We start from the raw sequence: 21,957 nt of genomic DNA, 5'->3' as shown, positions 1-21,957 counted from the left end.
AAGTAGCCATATCTGGAATGGGCAATCAGCTTGCCCTTCCCTCATAAGAGGAGAGGATTAACTGTGGAAGCACTGGCACTTGAACGCAAGGCGGAGCAGAACCGCGAACTGCGGGAACGGCTAATGCAATTGAAGAAAGAGCGCAACGCCATCATTCTTGCTCATTATTATCAGCGTGATGAAATTCAAGAGGTTGCAGATTTCCGTGGAGATTCTTTTTTGCTAGCACAAAAAGCGGCGCAGACGGACGCGGATGTTATCGTATTTTGCGGCGTGCATTTTATGGGCGAGAGCGCAAAAATTTTGGCACCGAACAAAACGGTTATTATTCCGGACGAGCGTGCAGGCTGCCCGATGGCGGATATGGTCAATGTCGATGGTCTTCGCAAGCTGAAAGCCCAGCATCCGAATGCGACCGTCGTTACGTATATTAACTCATCTGCCGAAATTAAGGCAGAGACTGACATTTGTTGTACATCGGCAAATGCGGTTAACGTTGTAAACTCCGTGGAAGGCCAAGACGTCATTTGGGTACCGGACAAAAACCTGGGGCATTACGTGCAGCAGAAAACCGATAAGAATATGATTATCTGGGAAGGTTACTGCAACACGCACGACATGTTGACGGTCAAGGATGTAGAGGAAATGAAGGCGAAACACCCGAATGCGCAGTTTGTTGTGCATCCTGAGTGCCGCCCTGAAGTGGTGGAGCTGGGTGATTTTGTCGGCAGTACGACAGCGATTATTAAATACTGCAAGGAATCGGATTGCAAGGAGTTCATCGTCGGCACGGAGGATGGCACTGGCTATCAGCTGCGGCTGGACAGCCCGGACAAAACATTCCTTTTTGCATCTAAATATTTGGTCTGCCCGAACATGAAGGTTAATAACCTCAAAAAGCTGGTAAAATGCCTCGAAACGATGCAGCCGCAAATCTATGTACCGCCGCATGTGGCGGATCAAGCACGCTTGTCCTTGGAGCGCATGTTACTCGTGAAATAGGAGCAGCATGCGCTACTCCTATGCCTGGAGGCGCGAAAAATGATTCCCAGATACCTTGTAGACATCAATTTAGACGAACTGCCGGTAATCGAGAAGGATGTTATTGTGATTGGGGCCGGCATTGCCGGTCTTTTTACCGCACTTCGGGCAAGTGATCGGCATTCCGTGCTGATGATTACGAAGAAGTCGCTGCTGGACAGCAATACCCGTTATGCGCAGGGCGGCATTGCCGCGGTCATATCGGAGGATGATTCACCCGCTTATCACAGCGAGGACACGTTGATTGCGGGAGCGGGCTTGTGCTCGGAGGATGCGGTCAATGTGCTTGTGCACGAGGGGCCGGAGGGTGTGAATCAGCTCATTGAAATGGGCACGCAGTTCGATTTGGAAAATGGCGAGTTTGCGCTGACGAAGGAAGGCGCTCACAGCCAGCGCCGTATTTTGCATGCGAATGGGGATGCGACGGGCTACGAAATTGTACGAGCCTTATCGGAGAAAGCGTTGTCTAAGCCGGGTATTGAAGTTTGGGACGACCATTTTGTCATCGATTTGGTGACTAATGATGGGGAATGCGTTGGCGCTGTTGTGCAAAAGCCCGACGGCTCGCGTCTGCTTGTGCGCGGCAAGGCGACCATTTTATGCTCTGGCGGAGCCGGCCAGCTCTATCGTTACACGACGAATCCTGAAGTAGCCACAGGCGATGGGATCGCAATGGCTTACCGGGCAGGAGCTTATATACAGGATGTAGAGTTTGTTCAATTCCATCCGACCTCCCTATGCTACCCAGGGGCGCCGCGGTTTCTGATTTCAGAAGCGGTGCGCGGCGAGGGAGCCGTGCTTCGCAATACGCGGGGCGAGCGTTTTATGGAGCGTTACCATCCTCAGCTGGAGCTGGCGCCGCGTGACGTGGTGGCCCGCGCCATTATTAGCGAGATGGAGGCAACGAAATCAACCTTCGTTTATTTGGATGTGACGCATGAGTCGCCGGATATGGTGAAGTATCGTTTTCCGAATATTTATGAATTCTGCCTGCGCTATGGTTTGGATCTGACGACGGATTGGATTCCGGTTGCCCCTGCTGCACATTATATGATGGGCGGCGTTAAAACCGATCTCGATGGAGAAACCAATATTAAAAGGCTGTTCGCTTGCGGCGAGGTTTCCTCGACAGGCGTTCACGGAGCGAATCGCTTGGCGAGCAATTCGCTTTCAGAAGCGGTCGTTTTCGGCAAGCGGATCGTCGAGGCGATTGATAAACTTGCAGAGCATGCAGAGATTCAGCCTATAATAGAGAGCAGCGTACCGCGCAGCAGCGTGCCGATCCAGGCCGTTGTGGAGCGGAGATTGAAGCTGCAAAAGATTATGGTCAGGTACGCAGGCTTGCAGCGTGATGCCAAGGGTCTGGAGAAGGGGCTGGAGGAGCTGCGGCGCCAGCTTCCGATTTTTCAAGCGATGCTGACCAAGCGGGAAGAATTTGAATTTGCCAATATGTTGACATGTGCCCTGCTGACGGCGGAATCCGCTTTGCAGCGGGAGGAGAGCCGCGGCGCGCATTACCGTGAGGACTTCCCGGAGCGCAATGATCAGGCTTGGCGCAAGCATACTGTAATGCACCGTGTATACGGGAGGACAGAGGAGCGGTTAACCAATGTTTGAGACGACGCTGGACGGCTATAATGAAGCACTGCGCGCACAAATACGCAGCTGGCTTGCGGAAGATATCGGAAGCGGCGATGTAACGACCGCTATGACGATTCCGCGCGGGGCGCAGGCGAAGGCTGTTATTCATGTAAAGGAAAATGGACGGATTGCCGGCATTCCGATTGCTCGCCTTGTGTTTGAAACCGTTGATCGCTCGCTGGTCTTCACGGCGAAGGTTGAGGATGGGCAGTATGTGGAAAAAGGCACCGTGCTCGCGGAAGTAGAGGGCAGCATCCATAGTCTGCTGACAGGGGAGCGCCTTGCGCTTAATTTAATGCAGCGGATGTCCGGCGTTGCGACGAAGACAAGCGAATTTGTAGCGGCTTTGCAGGGCTTGCCGGTTAGGCTGGTCGACACGCGCAAAACGACGCCAGGCCATCGCTTGCTTGAAAAATATGCCGTTCGCGTAGGTGGCGGCTCGAATCACCGGTTTGGCTTGTATGATGCCGTTATGATCAAGGATAATCATATTAAGGGCGCAGGCGGTATTCGGGAAGCGGTGGAAGCAGCGCGAGCAGGCATTCCCCATACGATGAAGATCGAAGTGGAGACGGAATCTTTGGAGCAGGTCGATGAGGCGATTGCATGCGGCGCCGATATTATTATGCTCGACAATATGCCGCAAGACATGATGAAGGCAGCTGTCAAGCAAATCAAGCAGCGCTCGCCACATGTTATTGTAGAAGCTTCGGGCAATGTGCGGCTTGATACGATTCACGGCATAGCCGCTTGCGGTGTAGATGTCATTTCGGTAGGAGGCCTTACCTACTCCTTTCAATCGCTTGATATTAGTCTCGACCTTAATGCGAAGAAGGGAGGGGCAATGTCTTGATTCTCGTCATTGACGTCGGCAATACGAATATAGTGCTGGGCATTTATCAAGGCAAGGAACTGCTCCATCACTGGAGGCTCAGCACGAATCGTTCCGCTACAGTTGATGAATATGGCATCAACTTTCATCATTTGTTTCATTTTGCCGGCATGCGTTTGGAGCAGATGGAAGGCGTCATTATTTCATCCGTCGTTCCGCCGCTGATGCGGACGCTGGAGCAGCTGTGCATGAAGTATTTGCGCAAGAAACCGTATATCGTCGGCCCAGGCGTGAAGACAGGACTCAATATCCGGTATGAAAACCCTCGCGAGGTCGGTGCTGACCGCATCGTGAATTCGGTGGCGGGCATCGTCAAATATGGCAGCCCGCTTATTGTCGTCGACTTTGGCACCGCAACGACGTTTGATTACATTGATGCCGCTGGCAGCTATTTGGGCGGCGCCATTGTGCCGGGCATTGCTATCTCGACAGAGGCGCTTTATCAGCGGGCGGCGAAGCTGCCGCGCATTGAGCTGGTGAAGCCGCCAAGCGTAATCGGCCGCAATCCGGTCACATCTATGCAGGCGGGCATTATATACGGCTATGCTGGACAAGTGGACGGTATCGTGCGCAGAATTCGCAAGGAGTTTAAAGTTTCGCCGCGTGTCATCGCGACGGGCGGCTTGGCTGAGTTAATTAGCTCAGAATCGGAAACGATAGATGAAGTTGATCCGCTTCTGACATTAGAAGGCTTGCGTATTATATATGAACGGAATCAGGAGGGATAGACGATGGAGCAAAGGAAAGATTTTTTGGTGCGCGGCACGGCATGGGAAGGCAAAATTCGTGTTTTCGCTGCCCGTACAACGCAATTGGTCGATGAGCTGCAGCGCCGGCACGGTACACTGCCAACAGCAACGGCGGCGATCGGCAGAACGGCAACAGCCGGAGCTATTATGGGCGCCATGCTGAAGGGCGAAGAAAAGCTGACGATTCAAGTGAAGGGCGATGGCCCAATGGGACAAATTGTTGTTGATGCAAATGCTCATGGAGAAGTGCGAGGCTACACGGACAATCCGCTCGTTCTGCTTCCAAGCAATGCGCAGGGCAAGCTTGATGTTGCAGGTGCAGTAGGCCATAGCGGTTATATTCATATTACAAAGGATCTAGGCCTGAAAGAGCCTTACCGCGGCAGCGTTCCGATTGTTTCCGGCGAGCTGGGCGAAGATTTCACCTATTATTTTGCCGTATCGGAGCAGACGCCTTCCGCAGTTGGGCTAGGCGTGCTGGTCGATGAGGATGGCCGCGTCATCCACGCTGGCGGCTTTATCGTACAGCTGATGCCAGGACTTACGGATGCAGAAATTACAAAGCTGGAGAAAGCGCTCAGTGCGATGCCTCCTGTCACTGCGCTGCTCGATCAGGGCGAGACGCCAGAAGGGCTGCTCAAATGGGTCGTCGGCGACGATGCTGTCATCCATGAGTCGCTGGATTTGCGTTTTCAATGCAAATGCTCGCGCGAGCGCGTAGAGCAGACTCTGATCAGCATGGGCGAATCGGAATTGCAGCAAACGATTGAAGAAGAAGGAAAAGCAGAGGTCGTATGCCACTTCTGTAATGAAGCGTACCAGTTTAACCGTACTGAGCTGGAGCAATTGCTCGACCAAGCCAAACCGAAGCCGATCCATTAAGATGGAGGCTACCGGGCAATGAATAAAATCGGTGTAGTCAGGACGATCGTCGTCATTCAGGCGTTGTGCATGATCGTGCTCAGTGTAGTTGTTGTAGTGAGATTGTCGCCTTTTTCTGAAGGGCTGCCAGAGCATGAGCCGGATTCGGGAACACGTACGGAGACGGGCAATGAGATAGTACCCGGCAGCTCGGAAAACGATAAAATTATTGCCATCATTGGCAATCACAGCATTAGGGTAAGCGAGCTGATGAACAGGCTCAGCGAGCAATATGGCGAAGCCACCCTCAAGCTGATGATGATTCACAGCGCCATTGACCAAGAAGCTGCCTCGCAGCAGCTTGAGGTTACCGCTCAGGAACAGCAGAGAGCTGTGGAGGAGCAGGCAGAAGGGTACGATAGCGAAGAGGATTTTTACCGGGTCATGGATCAGCAGCTTGGCATGTCCAAAGAGGAAGTTTTGAAGGATGTGAAGTACAGGCTGTTGACTGAAAAAATAGCGATCCAAAAAGTGGACGTGCCGGACGCTGAGGTTGAACGCTACATTGCGGATCATGAGGAACAGTACGGCGACAAGCTGCAATATCGCTTATCCTGGATTGTGACGGCGAATAAGGAAGAGGCGAACCGCGTGCTGGACAAACTGTCCCAAGGAGCGGATTTCGCGCAAACCGCGACTGAAAACTCAATAGATGCTTTTACGGCAGAGGCTGGCGGTGATTTAGGCCTTATTGATGCGAATGACCCGTTTCATGAGCTGGCGATTCTTTCAGCAGCAAGCAAGCTGGGTACGGGAGAGATTGCCGGCCCGATAGCCATTGCCGAAGGTTATGCCATTATTCGTTTGATGGAGCGTCACACAACGGATAAGCCACAGGGGCAGCAATTGCATGAACTGGTTCGCAAAGAGCTGGCTTTATCACAGGCTCCTTCGCTAAGCGAAATTGAGCAGCAGCTATTGGACAAATATGACGCGGTCACCTTTCCGTAAATATAAGAAATTTTAGGTTCGTTTATAAGCTTCCATTATATTGGAGCATCATATAGCCGTATTCGCCAGACGATTAGAAAATGGGCGAACAATCCGTCTTTTTCAAAATATAAGCATTTATAAGGCTTCCTCTTATATCAAGCTTATATTTCAACGCAAAACGATACTTTTTCGGTCGGGGATGGCGTTAGCCAGCCGTTTTCGCTTGAAGGAAATGAAGGTATTGACAACGAATACAACTCATTGATAAGATGGAATTAGTTAAAAAACCAACTGAATTAGTCGGAATAAGGAGGAAGTATGACACATGGCAAAAATCGTGCAAAGCATTACTGATCTAATTGGTGATACACCGCTAGTTCGCTTGAATCGTCTTGTTCCTGAGGACAGCGCTGAAATTTATGTGAAGCTTGAATATCAAAACCCAGGTGCGAGCGTAAAAGACCGTATCGCAATCAGCATGATCGAGGTAGCTGAACAGGAAGGCGTCATTAAGCCAGGCGATACAATTGTTGAGCCTACAAGCGGCAACACAGGTATCGGTCTTGCCTTGGTAGCAGCGGCTAAAGGTTATAAAGCTATTCTTGTTATGCCTGAGACGATGAGTATTGAGCGCCGCAACCTGCTTCGTGCCTATGGTGCAGAAGTAGTTCTGACGCCGGGTTCGGAAGGCATGAACGGAGCTGTACGCAAAGCTGAAGAGCTGGCGAAAGAAAACCCGTCCTATTTTATCCCGCAGCAGTTCAATAACCAAGCGAATGTGAAAATCCACCGCGAGACGACAGGCCCAGAAATCGTTGAGGCGATCAACTCCCTGGACGGCAAGCTGGATGCATTCGTAGCGGGCATTGGTACTGGCGGCACAATTACGGGTACTGGCGAAGTGCTGAAGAAGAACTTCAAAGATATTAAAATTTACGCGGTTGAGCCAGCGGCTTCCCCACTGCTTTCGGGCGGACAGCCTGGCCCTCACAAAATCCAAGGTATTGGCGCTAACTTCGTGCCGACGATTTTGGACCGTGAGATCTACGACGAAGTGATTACCGTTGAAAATGATGATGCATTCGACTACGCACGCCGTGCTGCGAAAGAAGAAGGCATCTTGTGCGGAATTTCCTCCGGTGCTGCAATCTATGCTGCTTTGAAAGTAGCGAAAGAACTCGGCAAAGGCAAGCGCGTTATCGCGGTTGTTCCAAGTAACGGTGAGCGTTACCTCAGTACGCCGCTGTTCAACTTCGAGAACTAACACTTATGACCAAGCGGGGCCGTGCCTTAATTGGAGCGGTGTACCGTTTGACTGGCCTTCCATTCATTTGAGTGGAGGGCTTTTTTCAATTATAAGAATGTATAAGTTTCACCCTTATAAACGGCTTAGCATTCACCTTCGACACGGCAGCTTTGCCGCCAGAGGACGGCTGCAGCCGTTTACGCTTGATGGGCGTAATGGGCCGCATGAATATGGTGGCAGCGCTCTTTCCTTTTGGGCGGGTATTCTGTATACTAGGCAAAATAAACATGCTTGTCGATCGGGGGTTGGAAGGTGATGTTCACCGCCTTGGACTATTGGTTAGGGTGGCACGCCGAGCAGAAGTATACGACTTTTCCACTGCTGCGGGAGCTGCCGCTTGGAGAAGAAGGCGTCGCTTCATGGGAAGAGGCATGGCGGGATGCATCGCCTTATGCTTTTGTGCTGGAGAGCGGCAAGGGCGGGCGCTATACGTATCTCGGCTTGCAGCCGGAAAGCGTCATTCGCGGCAAAGGTTTGGAGGCGGAAGCCCGGGCGTTGAGCCCAGATCTCGCCGATGCTTCACAGGCGGCTGATTCAGTCGTACGCTATCAAGGCAAGCCGCTCGAAGTGGTGCGGAGCTGGATGGAGCCTTATCGCGCGCCGAAGCTTGAAGCAGCTGGCATGCCGAAATGGACAGGCGGCTGTGTCGGATTTTGGAGCTATGACGTCATTCGTTCGATTGAGCGGCTGCCGGAGCTGACGGAGGACGACTTGAATTTGCCGGATTATTTATTTCTGCGTTTAAATGAACTGTGGATTGTCGATCATAGCGACAAGAAGCTATATTGCGCGGTGCATACGCTTGTGCCAAGCGATGCGGGTAAAGAGGAGCTGCGGCGTCTTTATGCGCAAGCTTGCTCGCGGGCCGATGAGATGGCCGTTTATTGGGAGAAGCGGTTCGGAAGCGAAGCGAATGGACAGCGGGGCGTGAATCATGCTGCTAGCTCAAGCACAAGCGACAGCCGCCAGCTGCGTCAAGAGCGTCTGCAGCTTGCCACGGACGATTCCCTCCAGAGCAATCTGGATGAGATGGGCGGGATCAGTACGCGTTTTTCGAAGGAAGCCTTTGAGGAGGCTGTTCGGCAAATTCAGCGTTACATCGGGCAAGGCGACGTATTTCAGGTTAATTTATCGGTGAGGCAGAGCCGGGCGCTGGGTGTGCAGCCAGAAGAGCTGTACGAATGGCTTCGTCTCATTAATCCTTCTCCATATATGGGCTTTCTGCGCTGTCCTGACTTTCAGCTCGTTTCGGCTTCCCCGGAGCTGCTCGTTGAGCGCCGCGGCGACTTGCTTGCAGCCCGCCCAATTGCCGGAACGCGCAGACGCGGCCGAACAGAGGTGGAAAACGAGCTCATGGCGGAGGAGCTGCGGACGAGTGAGAAGGAGCGCGCCGAGCATATTATGCTGGTCGATTTGGAGCGCAACGATTTGGGGCGGATTTCGGCTTACGGCACTGTGAAAGTGGAAGAGCTGATGGTCATAGAGCAATATTCGCATGTGATGCATTTGGTATCCCAAGTGGAGGGACGGCTTGCCGAGGGCAAGGATGCTTACGATGTGATTGCGGCTACTTTCCCAGGCGGAACTATAACAGGCGCTCCCAAAATCCGCACGATGGAAATCATTGAAGAGCTGGAGCCTGTAAGGCGTGGTCCTTATACCGGCTCGCTCGGATGGATTGACTATAATGGCGATATGGAATTTAATATTATCATACGAACTATGGTCGTCAAAGATGGCATGGTGCATATTCAGGCCGGAGCAGGCATCGTCATTGATTCCAAGCCGGAGCGCGAATATAAGGAATCATTAAGCAAGGCGAAGGCGCTGTGGAAGGCGATTGAGTATAGTGAACGGTTCAGGCAGGCTGCGCCAAGCGGGCGCAAACATTAGAGGGGGCGCATGCGATGATTCTCGTAATAGATAACTATGATTCGTTTACCTACAACCTGGTGCAATATTTAGGCGAGCTTGGCGAGGACATTGTTGTGAAAAGAAATGATGAGCTGGGGCTGGCGGACATTGAGCAATTGGCACCTGATCATATTTTGATTTCTCCGGGACCTTGCTCTCCGAACGAAGCGGGCATCAGCCTGTCGCTCATTGAGCATTTTAAAGGAAAAATTCCGATTTTCGGCGTGTGCCTTGGCCATCAGGCGATTGGACAAGCTTTTGGCGGCGATGTCATTCGCGCTGAACGTTTGATGCATGGAAAAACATCACAAATGGTGCATGACGGCAAAACGATTTTTGAAGGCATCCCTTCGCCGTTCACCGCAACCCGTTACCATTCCCTTATCGTGAAAAAAGAGACCCTGCCAGACTGTCTTGAAATCAGTGCAGAAACAGCGGAAGGCGAAATTATGGCCCTTCGCCACAAAGAATACCCGATTGAAGGGGTGCAATTCCATCCGGAATCGATTATTTCCGAGCATGGGCTGACGCTGCTGCGCAACTTTTTGAAAATTCGTACAGGCGCGCCGCGATGAAGGTCGCGTTTGGCGGCGTTGTCATGGATGCCGGTCAAGCTGTGATCTCAATATATGATCACGGCTTTTTGTACGGTTTGGGTTTGTTCGAGACGTTCCGGACCTATGGCGGCCGCGCTTATTTGCTGGAACGGCATTTGCGGCGGCTGGAGGCGGGCTGTTTGTCACTGGGCATTCGCTACAAAGCGGATCAAAGTGCGCTTGAGGCGAGGATCGCCGAGCTGCTTCATGCGAATGAGCTGAAGGATGGTTATGTCCGGCTGACCGTTACAGCAGGCGATGGCGGGCTAGGCTTGCCGGTGGGCGATTATGAGCAGCCGCAGGAGCTGATCTTGATGAAGCCGCTGCCGCCTTATCAGGCCGCGCTTTATGAGCATGGCCGCGAGCTTAGGCTGCTGCATACGAAGCGCAATACGCCAGAAGGCGAGATTCGGCTTAAATCACTGCATTATATGAATAATATTATAGCGAAGCGCGAGCTGGCCGCGAGCAATGCCTCGCCGGGAGCAGAAGGAATGATGCTGAGCGATGCTGGCCTGCTGACGGAGGGCATCGTCAGCAATCTTTTTTTTGCCCAGGATGGTGTCATTCGGACGCCCGCGGTTGATACAGGCATTTTGCCTGGCATTACGCGAGAGCGCGTTATGGAACTGGCCCGTGCGGCAGGCTTCCAGGTGGAGGAAGGCTATTACAGCTGGAACCAGCTGCTTGGGGCAGATGAAATTTGGCTGACGGGCTCCGTTCAGGAACTGGTGCCAGTGACGCGGTTATCAGGTCCCGACGGCACTCTGGTGCAGGTTGGCAAAGAGGCGGGTGCAGGAAGCGGCGCGGGCTCCGGAAAGGCCAGAAATGCAGCCATGCTTGAGGCGGAAGCGGAAGCCGGGAAAGCCGGGACTGTGGCCGGCCCGATCACGCGCCAGCTGCTAAAGGCTTACCGCTCCGATACGATGAGAAGCAAGTAAGGTGGAAGCGTCAATCAGCTGCGCATGAAGACTAGAATAGCTAAAGGTGTGAGCGGAACTTATGAATATAACAAGAGAAAGCAAGCTTGAATATTACAGCAGGAGCTATGAGCTGCCTGGAGGGAAGCAGCTGGAGCTGGGCAAGCGCACGCTGATTATGGGCATTTTGAATGCGACACCCGATTCCTTCTCCGATGGCGGGAAGTTTAATGAAGCGGAGGCGGCTGCCAGCCGTGCATTGGAGATGGCGGCAGAAGGCGCTGATATTATCGATATCGGCGGCGAATCCACGCGCCCGGGCTTTGTGCCGGTCGATGCTGAGGAGGAGCTGCGCCGCGTTATTCCGGTCATACAAGCTGTCCGTGCTGCGCTGCCTCACATTGCGATATCGATCGATACGTATAAGGCAAAGACAGCACGTCACGCGCTCGCCGCAGGGGCTACGATTATTAATGATATTTGGGGACTCAAATTTGATGCGGATATGGCGGCAGCCGCAGCGGAATACGGCTGCCCAGTTATTTTAACGCATAATCGGACGAATCCCGTCTACCTGGCAGCCGATTTTGTGGAGGATGTTATTGCCGATTTGAAAGAAAGCATCGAAATCGCAAGAGATGCGGGCGTGAAAGAGGAGCATATCTGGCTAGATCCCGGTCTTGGCTTTGCCAAAACCCATGAGCAAAATATGGAGCTTCTAGGACGGCTCGCCGAGCTGCACGCTCTTGGCTATCCTGTACTGCTGGGCACTTCACGCAAAAGCTTCATTAGGCAGACGCTAGAGTTGCCAAGGGAAGAGCTGGTAGAGGGTACGGCAGCGACGACGGCGCTGGGCATTGCTCAAGGCTGTCAAATCGTCAGGGTGCATGATGTGCGCGCGAATAAAAGAACAGCTATAATGTCGGATGCGATTACCTACCCGCGTTATTCATAGTTTCAGATATAAGTATAAGGGGCGTAAGCTTATGGATAGAATGCTTGTGAAAGGCATGCAGTTTTACGGTTATCACGGTGTTTTTGCGGAAGAGAACAGGCTGGGGCAAAAATTCGGTGTTGATCTGGAACTGCTGATGGATTTGGAGAAAGCGGCAACGATGGATGATTTGGAAGCAACGGTGAATTATGCCGAATTGCATGCGCTAACGAAGAAAATCGTCGAAGGAACGCCGTTTAAATTGATCGAGGCTTTAGCGGGTAGCATTGCAACCCAGTTGCTGGCGGCTTATACTATGATAAATGAAGTAACGGTTCGTGTGACGAAGCCGAACCCGCCGTTCGACATTCATTTTGATGGCGTGACGGTAGAGCTGCGCAGAAAGCGGGATGCTGATGGACGCATTGTCTCCGTTTAATTCGCCCGCAGATGCATATGTGGCTCTCGGTTCAAATGTAGGGGATCGGCAGCAGCTTTTGCTGCAAGCGATCCAGCAGTTAAGCGGCCGCCCAGACATCGAAGTGCTTCGCGTTTCGGGCGTATATGAGACCGATCCGGTCGGCTATACGGATCAGCCCCCTTTTCTGAATATGGCTATCGCCGTACGAACTACGCTGTCCCCGCTTGCTTTACTGCACGTTCTGCTGGATACCGAGCAGCAGCTTGGGCGTGTTAGAGATATACGCTGGGGGCCGCGCACTATAGATCTCGATTTGCTGTTGTATGCTGATGTCGTGATGGATGGCGAGGAGCTGACACTTCCGCATCCGCGAATGATGGAACGTTCTTTCGTGCTCGTTCCGCTTGGTGATGTAATCGAGCAGTCCCATCCGCTTAAGGAACAGGTGGCTGCGGCCGCGGCTTCAGCGCTTCAGGATGGAAAGGAAGGCATCATGTTATGGAAAATCATCAATTGGCACAGCGAGTCCGGGCATTTCGTAAGCTAAAGGGCTATACACAGCAGGAATTAGCAAAAGTACTTGGCGTGTCGGTAGCGGTGTTAGGCTCCCTTGAGCGCGGCACCCGCAAGGCGGACGCGAAGTTATTGATTCATATATCAAACACCCTTGGCGTTAGCTATGAAGAGTTGACGGATTCGGAATCAAATGGAAACGCGTAAGCAAGCGTAAACGGCTGACGCCGTCCTCTGGCGGTATAGCTACCGTTTCGCGGGTGAAGTATAAGCCCGTTATAAGGGTATAACTTATAAATGCTTATATTTGAACAAACCAGAAGGAGCGTGGAGAAGCATGCTGAAAATCGGCGACATCGAGATGAAGAACAGAGTTGTACTCGCGCCGATGGCCGGCGTGTGTAATCCAGCCTTTCGTCTAATTGCGAAAGAGTTTGGAACAGGTCTTGTGTGCGCGGAGATGGTGAGCGACAAGGCGATTTTGCACGGCAATAAGCGGACGAGGGAAATGCTGTTCGTGGACGAGCGTGAGAAGCCGCTTAGCCTGCAGATTGTCGGCGGTGACCGTGAATCGCTGGTCGAGGCGGCGAAGGTCGTGGATAAGCAAACCAATGCTGATATTATTGATATCAATATGGGCTGCCCGGTACCTAAGGTAACGAAATGCGATGCTGGTGCGCGCTGGCTCCTTGACCCGAACAAAATTTACGAGATGGTTTCTGCCGTAGTAGAAGCTGTCGATAAACCGGTAACGGTGAAAATGCGCATCGGCTGGGATGACGAGCATATTTATGCGGTGGAAAATGCGCGCGCCGTTGAGCGTGCTGGCGGCAAAGCGGTCAGCGTACACGGTCGTACGCGCGAGCAGCAGTACACAGGTGTAGCGAATTGGGACATCATTCGCGATGTGAAGCAGGCTGTGTCGATTCCGGTAATCGGCAACGGGGATGTTTTTTCACCTGAAGATGCCAGGCGCTTGCTGGAGCATACAGGCTGCGACGGCGTCATGATCGGCCGTGGTGCGCTTGGAAACCCTTGGATGCTGTATCGGACCATTCAATATTTGACGAATGGCGAGCTGCTGCCCGATCCAATGCCGCGCGAGAAGATGCAGGTTGCTATTCTTCATCTGGATCGTCTCATTGACCTGAAGGGCGAGGCGGTTGCCGTACGGGAAATGCGCAAGCATCTGGCTTGGTATTTGAAAGGCTTGCCGGGCGGTGCCCGCGTCAAGGATGTTATTATGGAAGAAACCGGCCGGGACCGGATGGTGGACATTTTGGATCAGTATCTGGTGTCGCTCGAGGAGCAAGGTCTGGCTGCTGCAAGTTTCTAGCTTGAAATATAGGAAAGGATATCCTAACGCGATCCTTTCTCTATATTTCTCGGAATGAAACGCGTTGCGCCGCCAAAGGAAGGCGCCAGCCGTTTCACCTTGCACGATCAGGCTGTTCAGGAAACGGCTGCTCGGAAATTCGACAATCCCTATACTTGATTTACAAATGAAATAAACGGGCAGGTTATCTGAGAACGTTCAGAGGCCTGCCTTTTTTTAAAATAAAAGGTTGTAAAGGCGAGTCTCCTGCCTATGCTCGTATGACGCCTAACGACAAAACATTTGTTATTTTTTCATAGAACGGCGCGAGCCGTTTCACCTTGGGTAATAGATGAGGAGAGCCATGGCGGCTTATGAGAAAATGGAAAGGTTATGTAAAAAACCTTATATATTTGGAACTTTGTGTTTTTTGTAGACGAGTTAGGAAGGATTGTACGGTTTTGCAACGAATAAAAAAGAAGGGCCGTGTGGCTGTCCTGCCAACTGAAATAAAGGGTTCAAGCACAGGCGCTTTTACAAGCGGCGTGTTCCTTGCAGCCAGGTGTACATATATGGAGGGCAACGCTTTCAAGAGGCCTTATGCGAAAGTCGTTCCAGTCGTTTGGCTTTGATTGACATTCAGGAGAACATTGCATATAATCGTGCAATATAACCTTAATGACTATAGTCAACGCGGCTTATCTGCTCCCTCAGCTGGTCTGAGGCAAGAGGAGCGTAATATATTAATTAACAGTGAATTCATACCTGGTATGAAAATTGGTCACACGACGGGAGAATCGGAAAGATGAGCGATAAAGAGATCATTCTGACTCAGGAAGGTTTGAGAAAGCTTGAGGACGAACTGGAGATGCTGAAATCGGTCAAGCGTCGCGAAGTAGCTGAGCGGATCAAGATCGCGATTGGCTACGGCGATATTAGCGAAAACTCCGAGTATGAAGATGCTAAGAATGAGCAGGCCTTCATCGAAGGTCGTATCATTACGTTGGAAAAAATGCTCCGCAACGCTCGGATCATCAACAGCGATGAGATCGATACAGATGTGGTCAGCATCGGCTCCACGGTAACTGTAGAAGATTTGGAATTTGGCGATAAAATGGAATATGCCATTGTCGGTTCCGCAGAATCGGATCCGCTTAACAATAAGATTTCCAATGAGAGCCCTGTAGGCAGAGCGATTTTGGGTAAAAAGGAAGGCACGGTCGTTGATGTCAGCGTACCTGCCGGTGTTATACAATATAGAATCGTCGATATTAAAAAATAAGGTTTGCACTGTGTCTGATTCAGAAAGCTTCCTTAAGCGGAAGCTTTTTGAACGTTAAAGCGGTGCCTTAGGAGATGAAATCAAGTTGGAACATCAGAACACCGAGACAGGTCATGAACAAGAACAAGAGCTAAGCGAGCTGCTGCAAATCCGCCGTGATAAACTGGACGAGCTGAGAGGACTCGGCATTGATCCATTCGGCAGCAAATTCGAGCGTTCGCATAATGCGAAGGACATCGTGTCCGCTTATGAGTCGTTTACGAAGGAAGAGCTGGAAGAGAAATCCGTCCAAGTCAGCATTGCGGGCCGGATTATGCAGAAGCGCGGCATGGGTAAAGCGAGCTTTGCCCACATTCAGGATCTAAGCGGCAAAATTCAAATTTATGCGCGCAAGGATACGGTTGAGGAAAACCAATTCGCAGCATTCACCCTGCTTGATATCGGCGATATCATCGGCGTGAAGGGAACGGTATTCAAGACGAATACCGGCGAAGTATCGGTAAAAGCGCTGGAAGTGATCGTACTTACGAAATCGCTCCTGCCTTTGCCGGACAAGTTCCATGGACTGAAGGATGTCGAGCTGCGCTACCGCCAGCGTTATGTTGATCTAATTGTGAATCCTGATGTTCAACAAACGTTCATCTCCCGCTCCCGCATTATCCAATCGATGAGACGCTACCTGGATGGCCAGAACTATCTGGAAGTGGAAACGCCGACGCTGCATACGATTCCGGGCGGAGCATCCGCACGTCCTTTCATCACGCATCATAATGCGCTTGATATGCAGCTTTATATGCGTATCGCGATTGAGCTGCATTTGAAACGCCTCATTGTCGGCGGCATGGAGAAGGTTTACGAAATTGGCCGCGTTTATCGGAACGAAGGCATGTCGACGCGCCATAACCCAGAATTTACGATGCTGGAGCTGTATGAGGCTTACGCTGACTACAAGGATATTATGGCATTGACTGAAAACATGATCGCGCATATCGCGCAGGATGTGCTCGGCACTACCAAGATCATGTACCAAGGCCAAGAAGTCGACCTGACGCCGCAATGGCGCCGTATTTCAATGGTTGATCTAGTTAAGGAAATCAAAGGCGTTGACTTCAGCGTTCAAATGACGGATGAAGAAGCGCATGCCATTGCGAAGGAGCATAACGTCAAAGTTGAGCCGCATATGACGTTCGGTCATATTGTGAATGCGTTCTTTGAAGAGTTTTGTGAGCATACGCTCATTCAGCCAACCTTCGTTACGGGCCATCCGGTTGCGATTTCGCCGCTGGCGAAGAAAAGCCCGGTTGATCCGCGCTTCACGGATCGTTTTGAATTGTTTATCGTGGCGCGCGAGCATGCCAATGCGTTTACAGAGCTGAACGATCCGATCGATCAGCGCGAACGTTTTGAGGCGCAGCTGCTGGAGAAGGAGCAGGGCAATGATGAGGCGCATGAGATGGATGACGATTTCATCCGTGCACTGGAGTACGGCTTGCCGCCAACGGGCGGACTAGGAATCGGCATCGACCGTCTGGTCATGCTGTTGACTGATGCGCCTTCCATCCGCGACGTGCTGCTGTTCCCGCATATGCGCAATCTGGCGGGCGAATAGCCGATCATATTTTTCTACTAACCTGTTGAGGCCTGTGGCTTCAGCAGGTTTTTTTCTATAATAGGGCTAGGAAAGCTGTTGAAACGTGCTTTATGTCAGGCAACAAGCTGATGCCGCCTCCGTCCATTGACCCGTGCCGTATTTTCCTTTAAAGTGAATATGTATTTTCAGACAAAAAAAGCTATCTTAGCGAGGTAATGACTATAGAAATCAGAGGTGAACAGACGTTGCTGAAAGGTTCAATGAGAAGTTTGCGGTTGGTCATATGCATGGTAATGCTCTTATTCAGTTTTTTGCCTTATGGCGGCAAGCAGGTGTTCGCGGAGGAATTTAATATTATACATAATGCTGGCTTCGAGGATGCGGAGTCCGGTGTACCTTTGTCATGGACGCAGGATGTGTGGGAGGCTGGGGAGAGCGTATCGCGCTTCACGCTGGAGCAGTCCGATGTTTATTCAGGCACCGGCGCAGCTAAGATTCAGAACTTTCAGCCGAACCATGCCAAATGGATACAGAAGCTGACCGTAAGTCCGGACGCTTATTACCATGTGAGCGGCTGGGTCAAGGTTTCAGATGCAAAGAGCGATGCAATCGGGGCAAATCTGTTCATTGTAGGAGTGGGCGATCCATTTCCACAGTTGACTGATACGGCGGGCGAGTGGAAGCTGCTCGAATTTTACGGCCGGACAGGCCCAGAACAGAAGGAGCTGCAAATGGGCATCAGCCTGGGCGGCTACGGAAGCTTGAACACGGGAACAGCGCTGTTCGACGATTTGAAAATGGAGCAGCTTCCAGCAAAGCCTGAAAACGTTCAAATCATGTCCTTCGAGCCATCGCAGCTGACAGGTGGTGGGGGCGGAGCGACAGATGCTGAAAAGATGGACCCGAAAAAGATATCCGCTTTTCCCGTATTATCAATATCGGCCTTATTCGGCCTCTTGTTTGTTTTTCTCTATCGAAAAATGCTTCGGACGCAGCCGCTTGGCAAATCCAGCACTTCCTATCGTGGCTGGCTGATTGCCGCTATGGCAGCAGCTCTTATTTTCAGGCTATGGGTTGCGATTAAGGTGCCGGGCTACGTCAACGATATTAAGACCTTTATGTACTGGGCGGATCGCGCCTATCAGAATGGCGTACAGCAGTTTTATGAAGAAGGGGTCTTTGCAGACTACCCGCCGGGCTACGTCTATATTTTGTATGTTCTTGCTGCCATCAAGTCATGGTTCAGCATAAATCCGGATACAAGCGGAGCAACGCTGCTCTTCAAGCTCCCGGCCATCGTGGCCGATCTAGTGTCCAGCTGGCTCATTTACCGGTTTGCCAAAACAAAGCTCAATCCGGCAGCAGCGACAGGCCTTGCCCTGCTCTATGTCTTTAACCCGGCGATTTGGATCAATTCAGCAGGCTGGGGACAGGTGGATTCCTTCTTCACCTTGTTTCTCATTATGGCCATTAGCAGCATGGCGGGGGAGCGTCTGGAACGAGGCGGTATCTGGTTCGCGCTTGCTGTGCTCATTAAACCGCAGGCTTTAATTTTCGCCCCGGTTGTCCTGCTCGCTTATTGGCATAAACGCGATTGGAAGCGCGCCTTGATGAGCGTCGCTTATGGCTTGATTGCTTTTCTAGTGCTTGCGGCTCCATTTTTCTTGAATAATGGCGGTTTAATGGGTGTTATTGAGCTTTACAAAGCAACGTTATCCTCCTATCCGTACGCAACATTGAATGCGTTCAACTTATACGCGCTCACGGGAGGGAACTGGGCTTCACTGGACAGCAGCTGGCTGCTGTTGTCTTATAAAACATGGGGCAATATTGCCATAGTACTAGCTGTTGTGGCGGCACTATGGTTCTCCTTTAAGGGCAAGCCAAAGCGCAATCTGGGCATCTCTTATTTTATTGCGATTATTCTCATCACAATCGTGTTTCTATTTGCGACGAAAATGCATGAGCGTTATCTGTTCCCTGTCATCTTGCTGTATGTATTCGCCTATATCGAGTCGCAGGATCGGCGGCTGCTGCATCTCATGATGGGTTTCAGTGTCACGCATTTCATTAATGTCGGGTACGTGCTTGCATTTAGCGAGGCAGGTCAGCATACGGTGACCGACGGCATTGTCATTTTGTGCTCCATTACGAATTTGTGTTTGTTCGCCTATTTGCTTTATGTTGGTTATTCTCTCTATGTGAAAAATGATCCCAAACCAGTTCCACCGCTGACGCAGGAAGAACTTCGGGAAGCGGACCAGCAGGCACTTAAGGAGCTGGAGCCGCAGAGCACTCCTAAGGGCAAGGAACTGCAGGCTTCTACCTCTGATAAGAGCGGCAATAAGCTCACCCGCAAGGACTGGTGGTGGATGGGCGGCATTACTGTTGTCTATGCGATTGTGGCGCTGCTTAATTTGGGCTCGTTCAACAGCCTGAATACAGGCTGGAAGCCGCAGCAGAATGGCCAAAGCTTTTATGTTGATCTTGGCCAGACGCAGCAGCTGGAGCGGGTCAATATGTTTGGAGGTGTGGGAGCCGGCAAGCTCAAGCTGGAGTTCGGAAATTCACCGGATGCGTGGAGCGGCGGTGTAGAAGTCGAGCTGAAAATCGGCGATGATCTAAAATGGGTCGTCCAGCCGCTTAATGTGAGCGCGAGATATGCCAAGGTTACGGTTGCTTCAACTGGTTTCTCGCTGCAGGAAATGGCCTTTTATCCAAGTGGAAGCGATCAGCCGCTGCCTATTGGAGACATTGTTTATATCGGCTCTAATGCGGCAGCGGCCGAGGACCCGCGTTTTGGCCCTGTGGAGCATCTATTTGATGAGCAAAGCTCGGCAGCTTACAAGTCGACCTATTGGAACGGCTCATACTTCGATGAGATTTATCATGCACGTACTGCGTATGAGTTCCTTGAGGATTTGCCCGTATATGAAAATACACATCCGCCATTGGGCAAAATACTCATCGCCATTGGCATCAAGCTGTTCGGGCTCAGCCCCTTCGGCTGGCGGATTATTGGAACGCTGTTCGGCATTGCGATGATTCCTCTTATGTATATATTCGTGCTGCGGCTGTTCCGCTACCGCACGGTTTATGCAGCGGCTGGCGCGATTTTGCTGGCGGCCGATTTCATGCATTTCACACAGACGCGCATTGCGACGATCGATGTGTACGCCGTATTTTTCATTATGCTGATGTTCTACTTCATGTACCGTTACTATAGAATGAACTTCTATTTAGTAGCACTAAGGAAGACGCTCGTTCCGCTATCGCTCGCAGGGGTCGTATTCGGCATCGGTGCCGCGTCCAAATGGATCGTCCTTTACGGCGGGGCAGGGCTTGCCGTTATGTTGGGCCTATCCTTGTTCGAACGCTACAAGCAATATGCAGCTTCCAAGCGTGCGCTTGCATCTAGCACAGGGAATGCTGAGCAGAGGGAAATGTATAAGCGCGTCATTCAGGCTTTCCCGCGCAATACGCTGTTGACGCTCGCGAGCTGTTTGGTTACGTATATCGCCATACCGGCTGTCATTTACAGCCTGTCCTTTATCCCGGTGCTGAACGCAGGCGATGGCAAATATACATTTGAAGGACTTGTAAGTCAGCAGGAGCATATGTATTCTTATCACAGCGAACTGGTTGCCACGCATCCTTATTCCTCGCAGTGGTGGGAATGGCCGTTTATGAAACGCCCGGTGTGGTATTATAGCGGCAAGGATTTAGAAAATGCGAATGATGTATCGTCGATTTCCGTTTTCGGCAATCCACTTATTTGGTGGACGGGGCTATTCGCGGTAATAGGTGCCTTCTATATAAGCCTTAAGCGCAAGGACAAACGAATGTACATTGTCTGGATCGCTTATCTGTCGCAATACTTGCCGTGGATGCTGGTGCCAAGGCTGACGTTTATTTATCATTATTTTGCGATGGTGCCATTCATGGTCATGGCGATTCTCTATATGTTCCAGACGGCTGAGGAGAAAAATCCGAAGTGGAGAAAATATCTAGGCCTATACGTCGCAGCAGCGGTTGTGCTGTTCATTATGTTTTATCCTGTATTATCTGGTTTGCCTTTCAGCAAAACATATGTGGCTCATATATTGCGTTGGTTCCCAAGCTGGGTGCTCTACAGCGGCTAGTGCCAGGAAGCTGAGCCATACAAACATTTGAGTAAAGAAGCTAGGAAGACAAAGGAGCGGCAACATGTCCCAGGGTGCAATGAGGCAAACAATCAGGCAGTTTATAATGTTTAATATGATAGGGCTCGTAAATACGGCTGTCGATTTTATGGTGTTTAGCCTCTTGGTATGGCTGGGTGTGTACTTCGTTGGTGCACAGGTGATTTCTTATGGAGCAGGTATTGTGAACAGCTACGTTATGAATTCCTGGCTGACGTTCGGCAAAGGGCCGGAGCAGCGAAGAGAACGCAAGTTTGATAAAGCACAGGCGATAAGGTTTACTATTTTGAGCTGTACGGTTCTAGGCCTGTCGTTACCCCTATTGTATTTCGTATCTGAAAAGATGCTTGTTAACGAGTGGCTGGCAAAGCTGCTCGTTACAGGGGTGACGACAGTGCTCAATTTTATAGGCAGCAAGAAGTGGGTTTTTCGCGGTAAATAAGGGTTTGAAACGCCGGAAAAAGGCGCTGTAATGCGGGTTTAATAAAAGTTGAAAGTTTTTTTGAAAAAACACTTGCAATCTTCTAGGCACCCGTGATATATTATATGAGTCGCCGCTGAGACATACGGCAGACACGAACGAAACGCAAACAAGAGAAATTGTTCTTTGAAAACTGAACAACGAGTGAAACTGCCACATTAACTTAAGTTAATGTAAAGCGATACAAAAAAGTAATGAGCAAGTCAAACAACACCTAAATGGAGAGTTTGATCCTGGCTCAGGACGAACGCTGGCGGCGTGCCTAATACATGCAAGTCGAGCGGACTTGATGGAGTGCTTGCACTCCTGATAGTTAGCGGCGGACG

Annotated in this window: 19 protein-coding genes and 1 rRNA gene; all 20 read left to right on the top strand. The window is 51.1% G+C overall.

Features of this window, described 5'->3' with window-relative positions:
• Window positions 1-63: 63 nt before the first annotated feature.
• Window positions 64-1,002 carry a quinolinate synthase NadA gene (gene nadA / locus ASF12_RS12405; protein ID WP_046234439.1) on the top strand — a complete coding sequence of 313 codons (939 nt, stop codon included), beginning with the start codon at window positions 64-66 and terminating at the stop codon, window positions 1,000-1,002.
• A gap of 39 nt (window positions 1,003-1,041) precedes the next feature.
• Entirely contained in the window at window positions 1,042-2,658 is a 1,617-nt protein-coding gene (nadB, locus tag ASF12_RS12400) for an L-aspartate oxidase (protein WP_056034784.1), read from the top strand.
• A complete protein-coding gene (nadC, locus tag ASF12_RS12395) occupies window positions 2,651-3,535 on the top strand; it encodes a carboxylating nicotinate-nucleotide diphosphorylase (protein WP_056034781.1) in 885 nt (294 codons plus the stop codon). The genes nadB and nadC overlap by 8 nt, the downstream gene beginning before the upstream one ends.
• The gene (locus tag ASF12_RS12390; RefSeq protein ID WP_056034779.1) at window positions 3,532-4,302 is read left to right on the top strand and encodes a type III pantothenate kinase; all 771 of its coding nucleotides are present in this window, start codon (window positions 3,532-3,534) and stop codon (window positions 4,300-4,302) included. Before nadC ends, ASF12_RS12390 begins: the two co-directional genes overlap by 4 nt.
• Window positions 4,303-4,305: 3 nt before the next feature.
• Window positions 4,306-5,205 carry an Hsp33 family molecular chaperone HslO gene (hslO, locus tag ASF12_RS12385; protein WP_056034777.1) on the top strand — a complete coding sequence of 300 codons (900 nt, stop codon included), beginning with the start codon at window positions 4,306-4,308 and terminating at the stop codon, window positions 5,203-5,205.
• An 18-nt stretch (window positions 5,206-5,223) separates the two neighbouring features.
• Entirely contained in the window at window positions 5,224-6,195 is a 972-nt protein-coding gene (locus ASF12_RS12380) for a peptidylprolyl isomerase (protein ID WP_056034774.1), read from the top strand.
• A 307-nt stretch (window positions 6,196-6,502) separates the two neighbouring features.
• On the top strand, window positions 6,503-7,441 hold the full coding sequence (gene cysK / locus ASF12_RS12375; RefSeq protein ID WP_056034771.1) for a cysteine synthase A: 939 nt from the start codon (window positions 6,503-6,505) through the stop codon (window positions 7,439-7,441).
• Window positions 7,442-7,738: 297 nt separating this feature from the next.
• Window positions 7,739-9,376, top strand: coding sequence for an anthranilate synthase component I family protein (locus ASF12_RS12370; protein ID WP_155973128.1), 1,638 nt, complete (start codon window positions 7,739-7,741; stop codon window positions 9,374-9,376).
• A gap of 14 nt (window positions 9,377-9,390) precedes the next feature.
• On the top strand, window positions 9,391-9,972 hold the full coding sequence (gene pabA / locus ASF12_RS12365) for an aminodeoxychorismate/anthranilate synthase component II (protein ID WP_046234446.1): 582 nt from the start codon (window positions 9,391-9,393) through the stop codon (window positions 9,970-9,972).
• Window positions 9,969-10,934: an aminotransferase class IV gene (locus ASF12_RS12360; RefSeq protein WP_056034765.1), complete on the top strand. Its 966-nt coding sequence runs from the start codon at window positions 9,969-9,971 to the stop codon at window positions 10,932-10,934. The genes pabA and ASF12_RS12360 overlap by 4 nt, the downstream gene beginning before the upstream one ends.
• A 61-nt stretch (window positions 10,935-10,995) precedes the next feature.
• Window positions 10,996-11,868 carry a dihydropteroate synthase gene (gene folP / locus ASF12_RS12355; protein ID WP_056034762.1) on the top strand — a complete coding sequence of 291 codons (873 nt, stop codon included), beginning with the start codon at window positions 10,996-10,998 and terminating at the stop codon, window positions 11,866-11,868.
• Window positions 11,869-11,899: 31 nt separating this feature from the next.
• Window positions 11,900-12,286 carry a dihydroneopterin aldolase gene (folB, locus tag ASF12_RS12350; RefSeq protein ID WP_056034759.1) on the top strand — a complete coding sequence of 129 codons (387 nt, stop codon included), beginning with the start codon at window positions 11,900-11,902 and terminating at the stop codon, window positions 12,284-12,286.
• Entirely contained in the window at window positions 12,264-12,815 is a 552-nt protein-coding gene (folK, locus tag ASF12_RS12345; RefSeq protein ID WP_056034756.1) for a 2-amino-4-hydroxy-6-hydroxymethyldihydropteridine diphosphokinase, read from the top strand. Before folB ends, folK begins: the two co-directional genes overlap by 23 nt.
• Window positions 12,767-12,988, top strand: a complete 222-nt coding sequence (locus ASF12_RS12340; protein WP_056034753.1) for a helix-turn-helix domain-containing protein — start codon at window positions 12,767-12,769, stop codon at window positions 12,986-12,988. The genes folK and ASF12_RS12340 overlap by 49 nt, the downstream gene beginning before the upstream one ends.
• A gap of 130 nt (window positions 12,989-13,118) precedes the next feature.
• Window positions 13,119-14,117 (top strand): tRNA dihydrouridine synthase DusB, encoded by a 999-nt coding sequence (gene dusB / locus ASF12_RS12335; protein WP_056034751.1) that lies wholly within the window; start codon window positions 13,119-13,121, stop codon window positions 14,115-14,117.
• A 784-nt stretch (window positions 14,118-14,901) separates the two neighbouring features.
• Window positions 14,902-15,378 carry a transcription elongation factor GreA gene (gene greA, locus ASF12_RS12325; protein WP_056034744.1) on the top strand — a complete coding sequence of 159 codons (477 nt, stop codon included), beginning with the start codon at window positions 14,902-14,904 and terminating at the stop codon, window positions 15,376-15,378.
• 85 nt (window positions 15,379-15,463) lie between these two features.
• Window positions 15,464-16,987, top strand: coding sequence for a lysine--tRNA ligase (gene lysS, locus ASF12_RS12320; protein ID WP_056034742.1), 1,524 nt, complete (start codon window positions 15,464-15,466; stop codon window positions 16,985-16,987).
• Between the two features lie 269 nt (window positions 16,988-17,256).
• Window positions 17,257-21,111: a glycosyltransferase family 39 protein gene (locus ASF12_RS12315; protein WP_235533142.1), complete on the top strand. Its 3,855-nt coding sequence runs from the start codon at window positions 17,257-17,259 to the stop codon at window positions 21,109-21,111.
• A 64-nt stretch (window positions 21,112-21,175) separates the two neighbouring features.
• Window positions 21,176-21,592 (top strand): GtrA family protein, encoded by a 417-nt coding sequence (locus tag ASF12_RS12310; protein ID WP_056034740.1) that lies wholly within the window; start codon window positions 21,176-21,178, stop codon window positions 21,590-21,592.
• Window positions 21,593-21,846: 254 nt separating this feature from the next.
• A 16S ribosomal RNA gene (locus ASF12_RS12305) occupies window positions 21,847-21,957 on the top strand; the annotation flags it as partial.

This window comes from Paenibacillus sp. Leaf72 (assembly GCF_001422685.1).
GTDB lineage: Bacteria > Bacillota > Bacilli > Paenibacillales > Paenibacillaceae > Pristimantibacillus.
The sequence above is the reverse complement of the archived record's forward strand: the minus strand, read 5'-3'. Positions and strand labels throughout refer to the sequence as shown.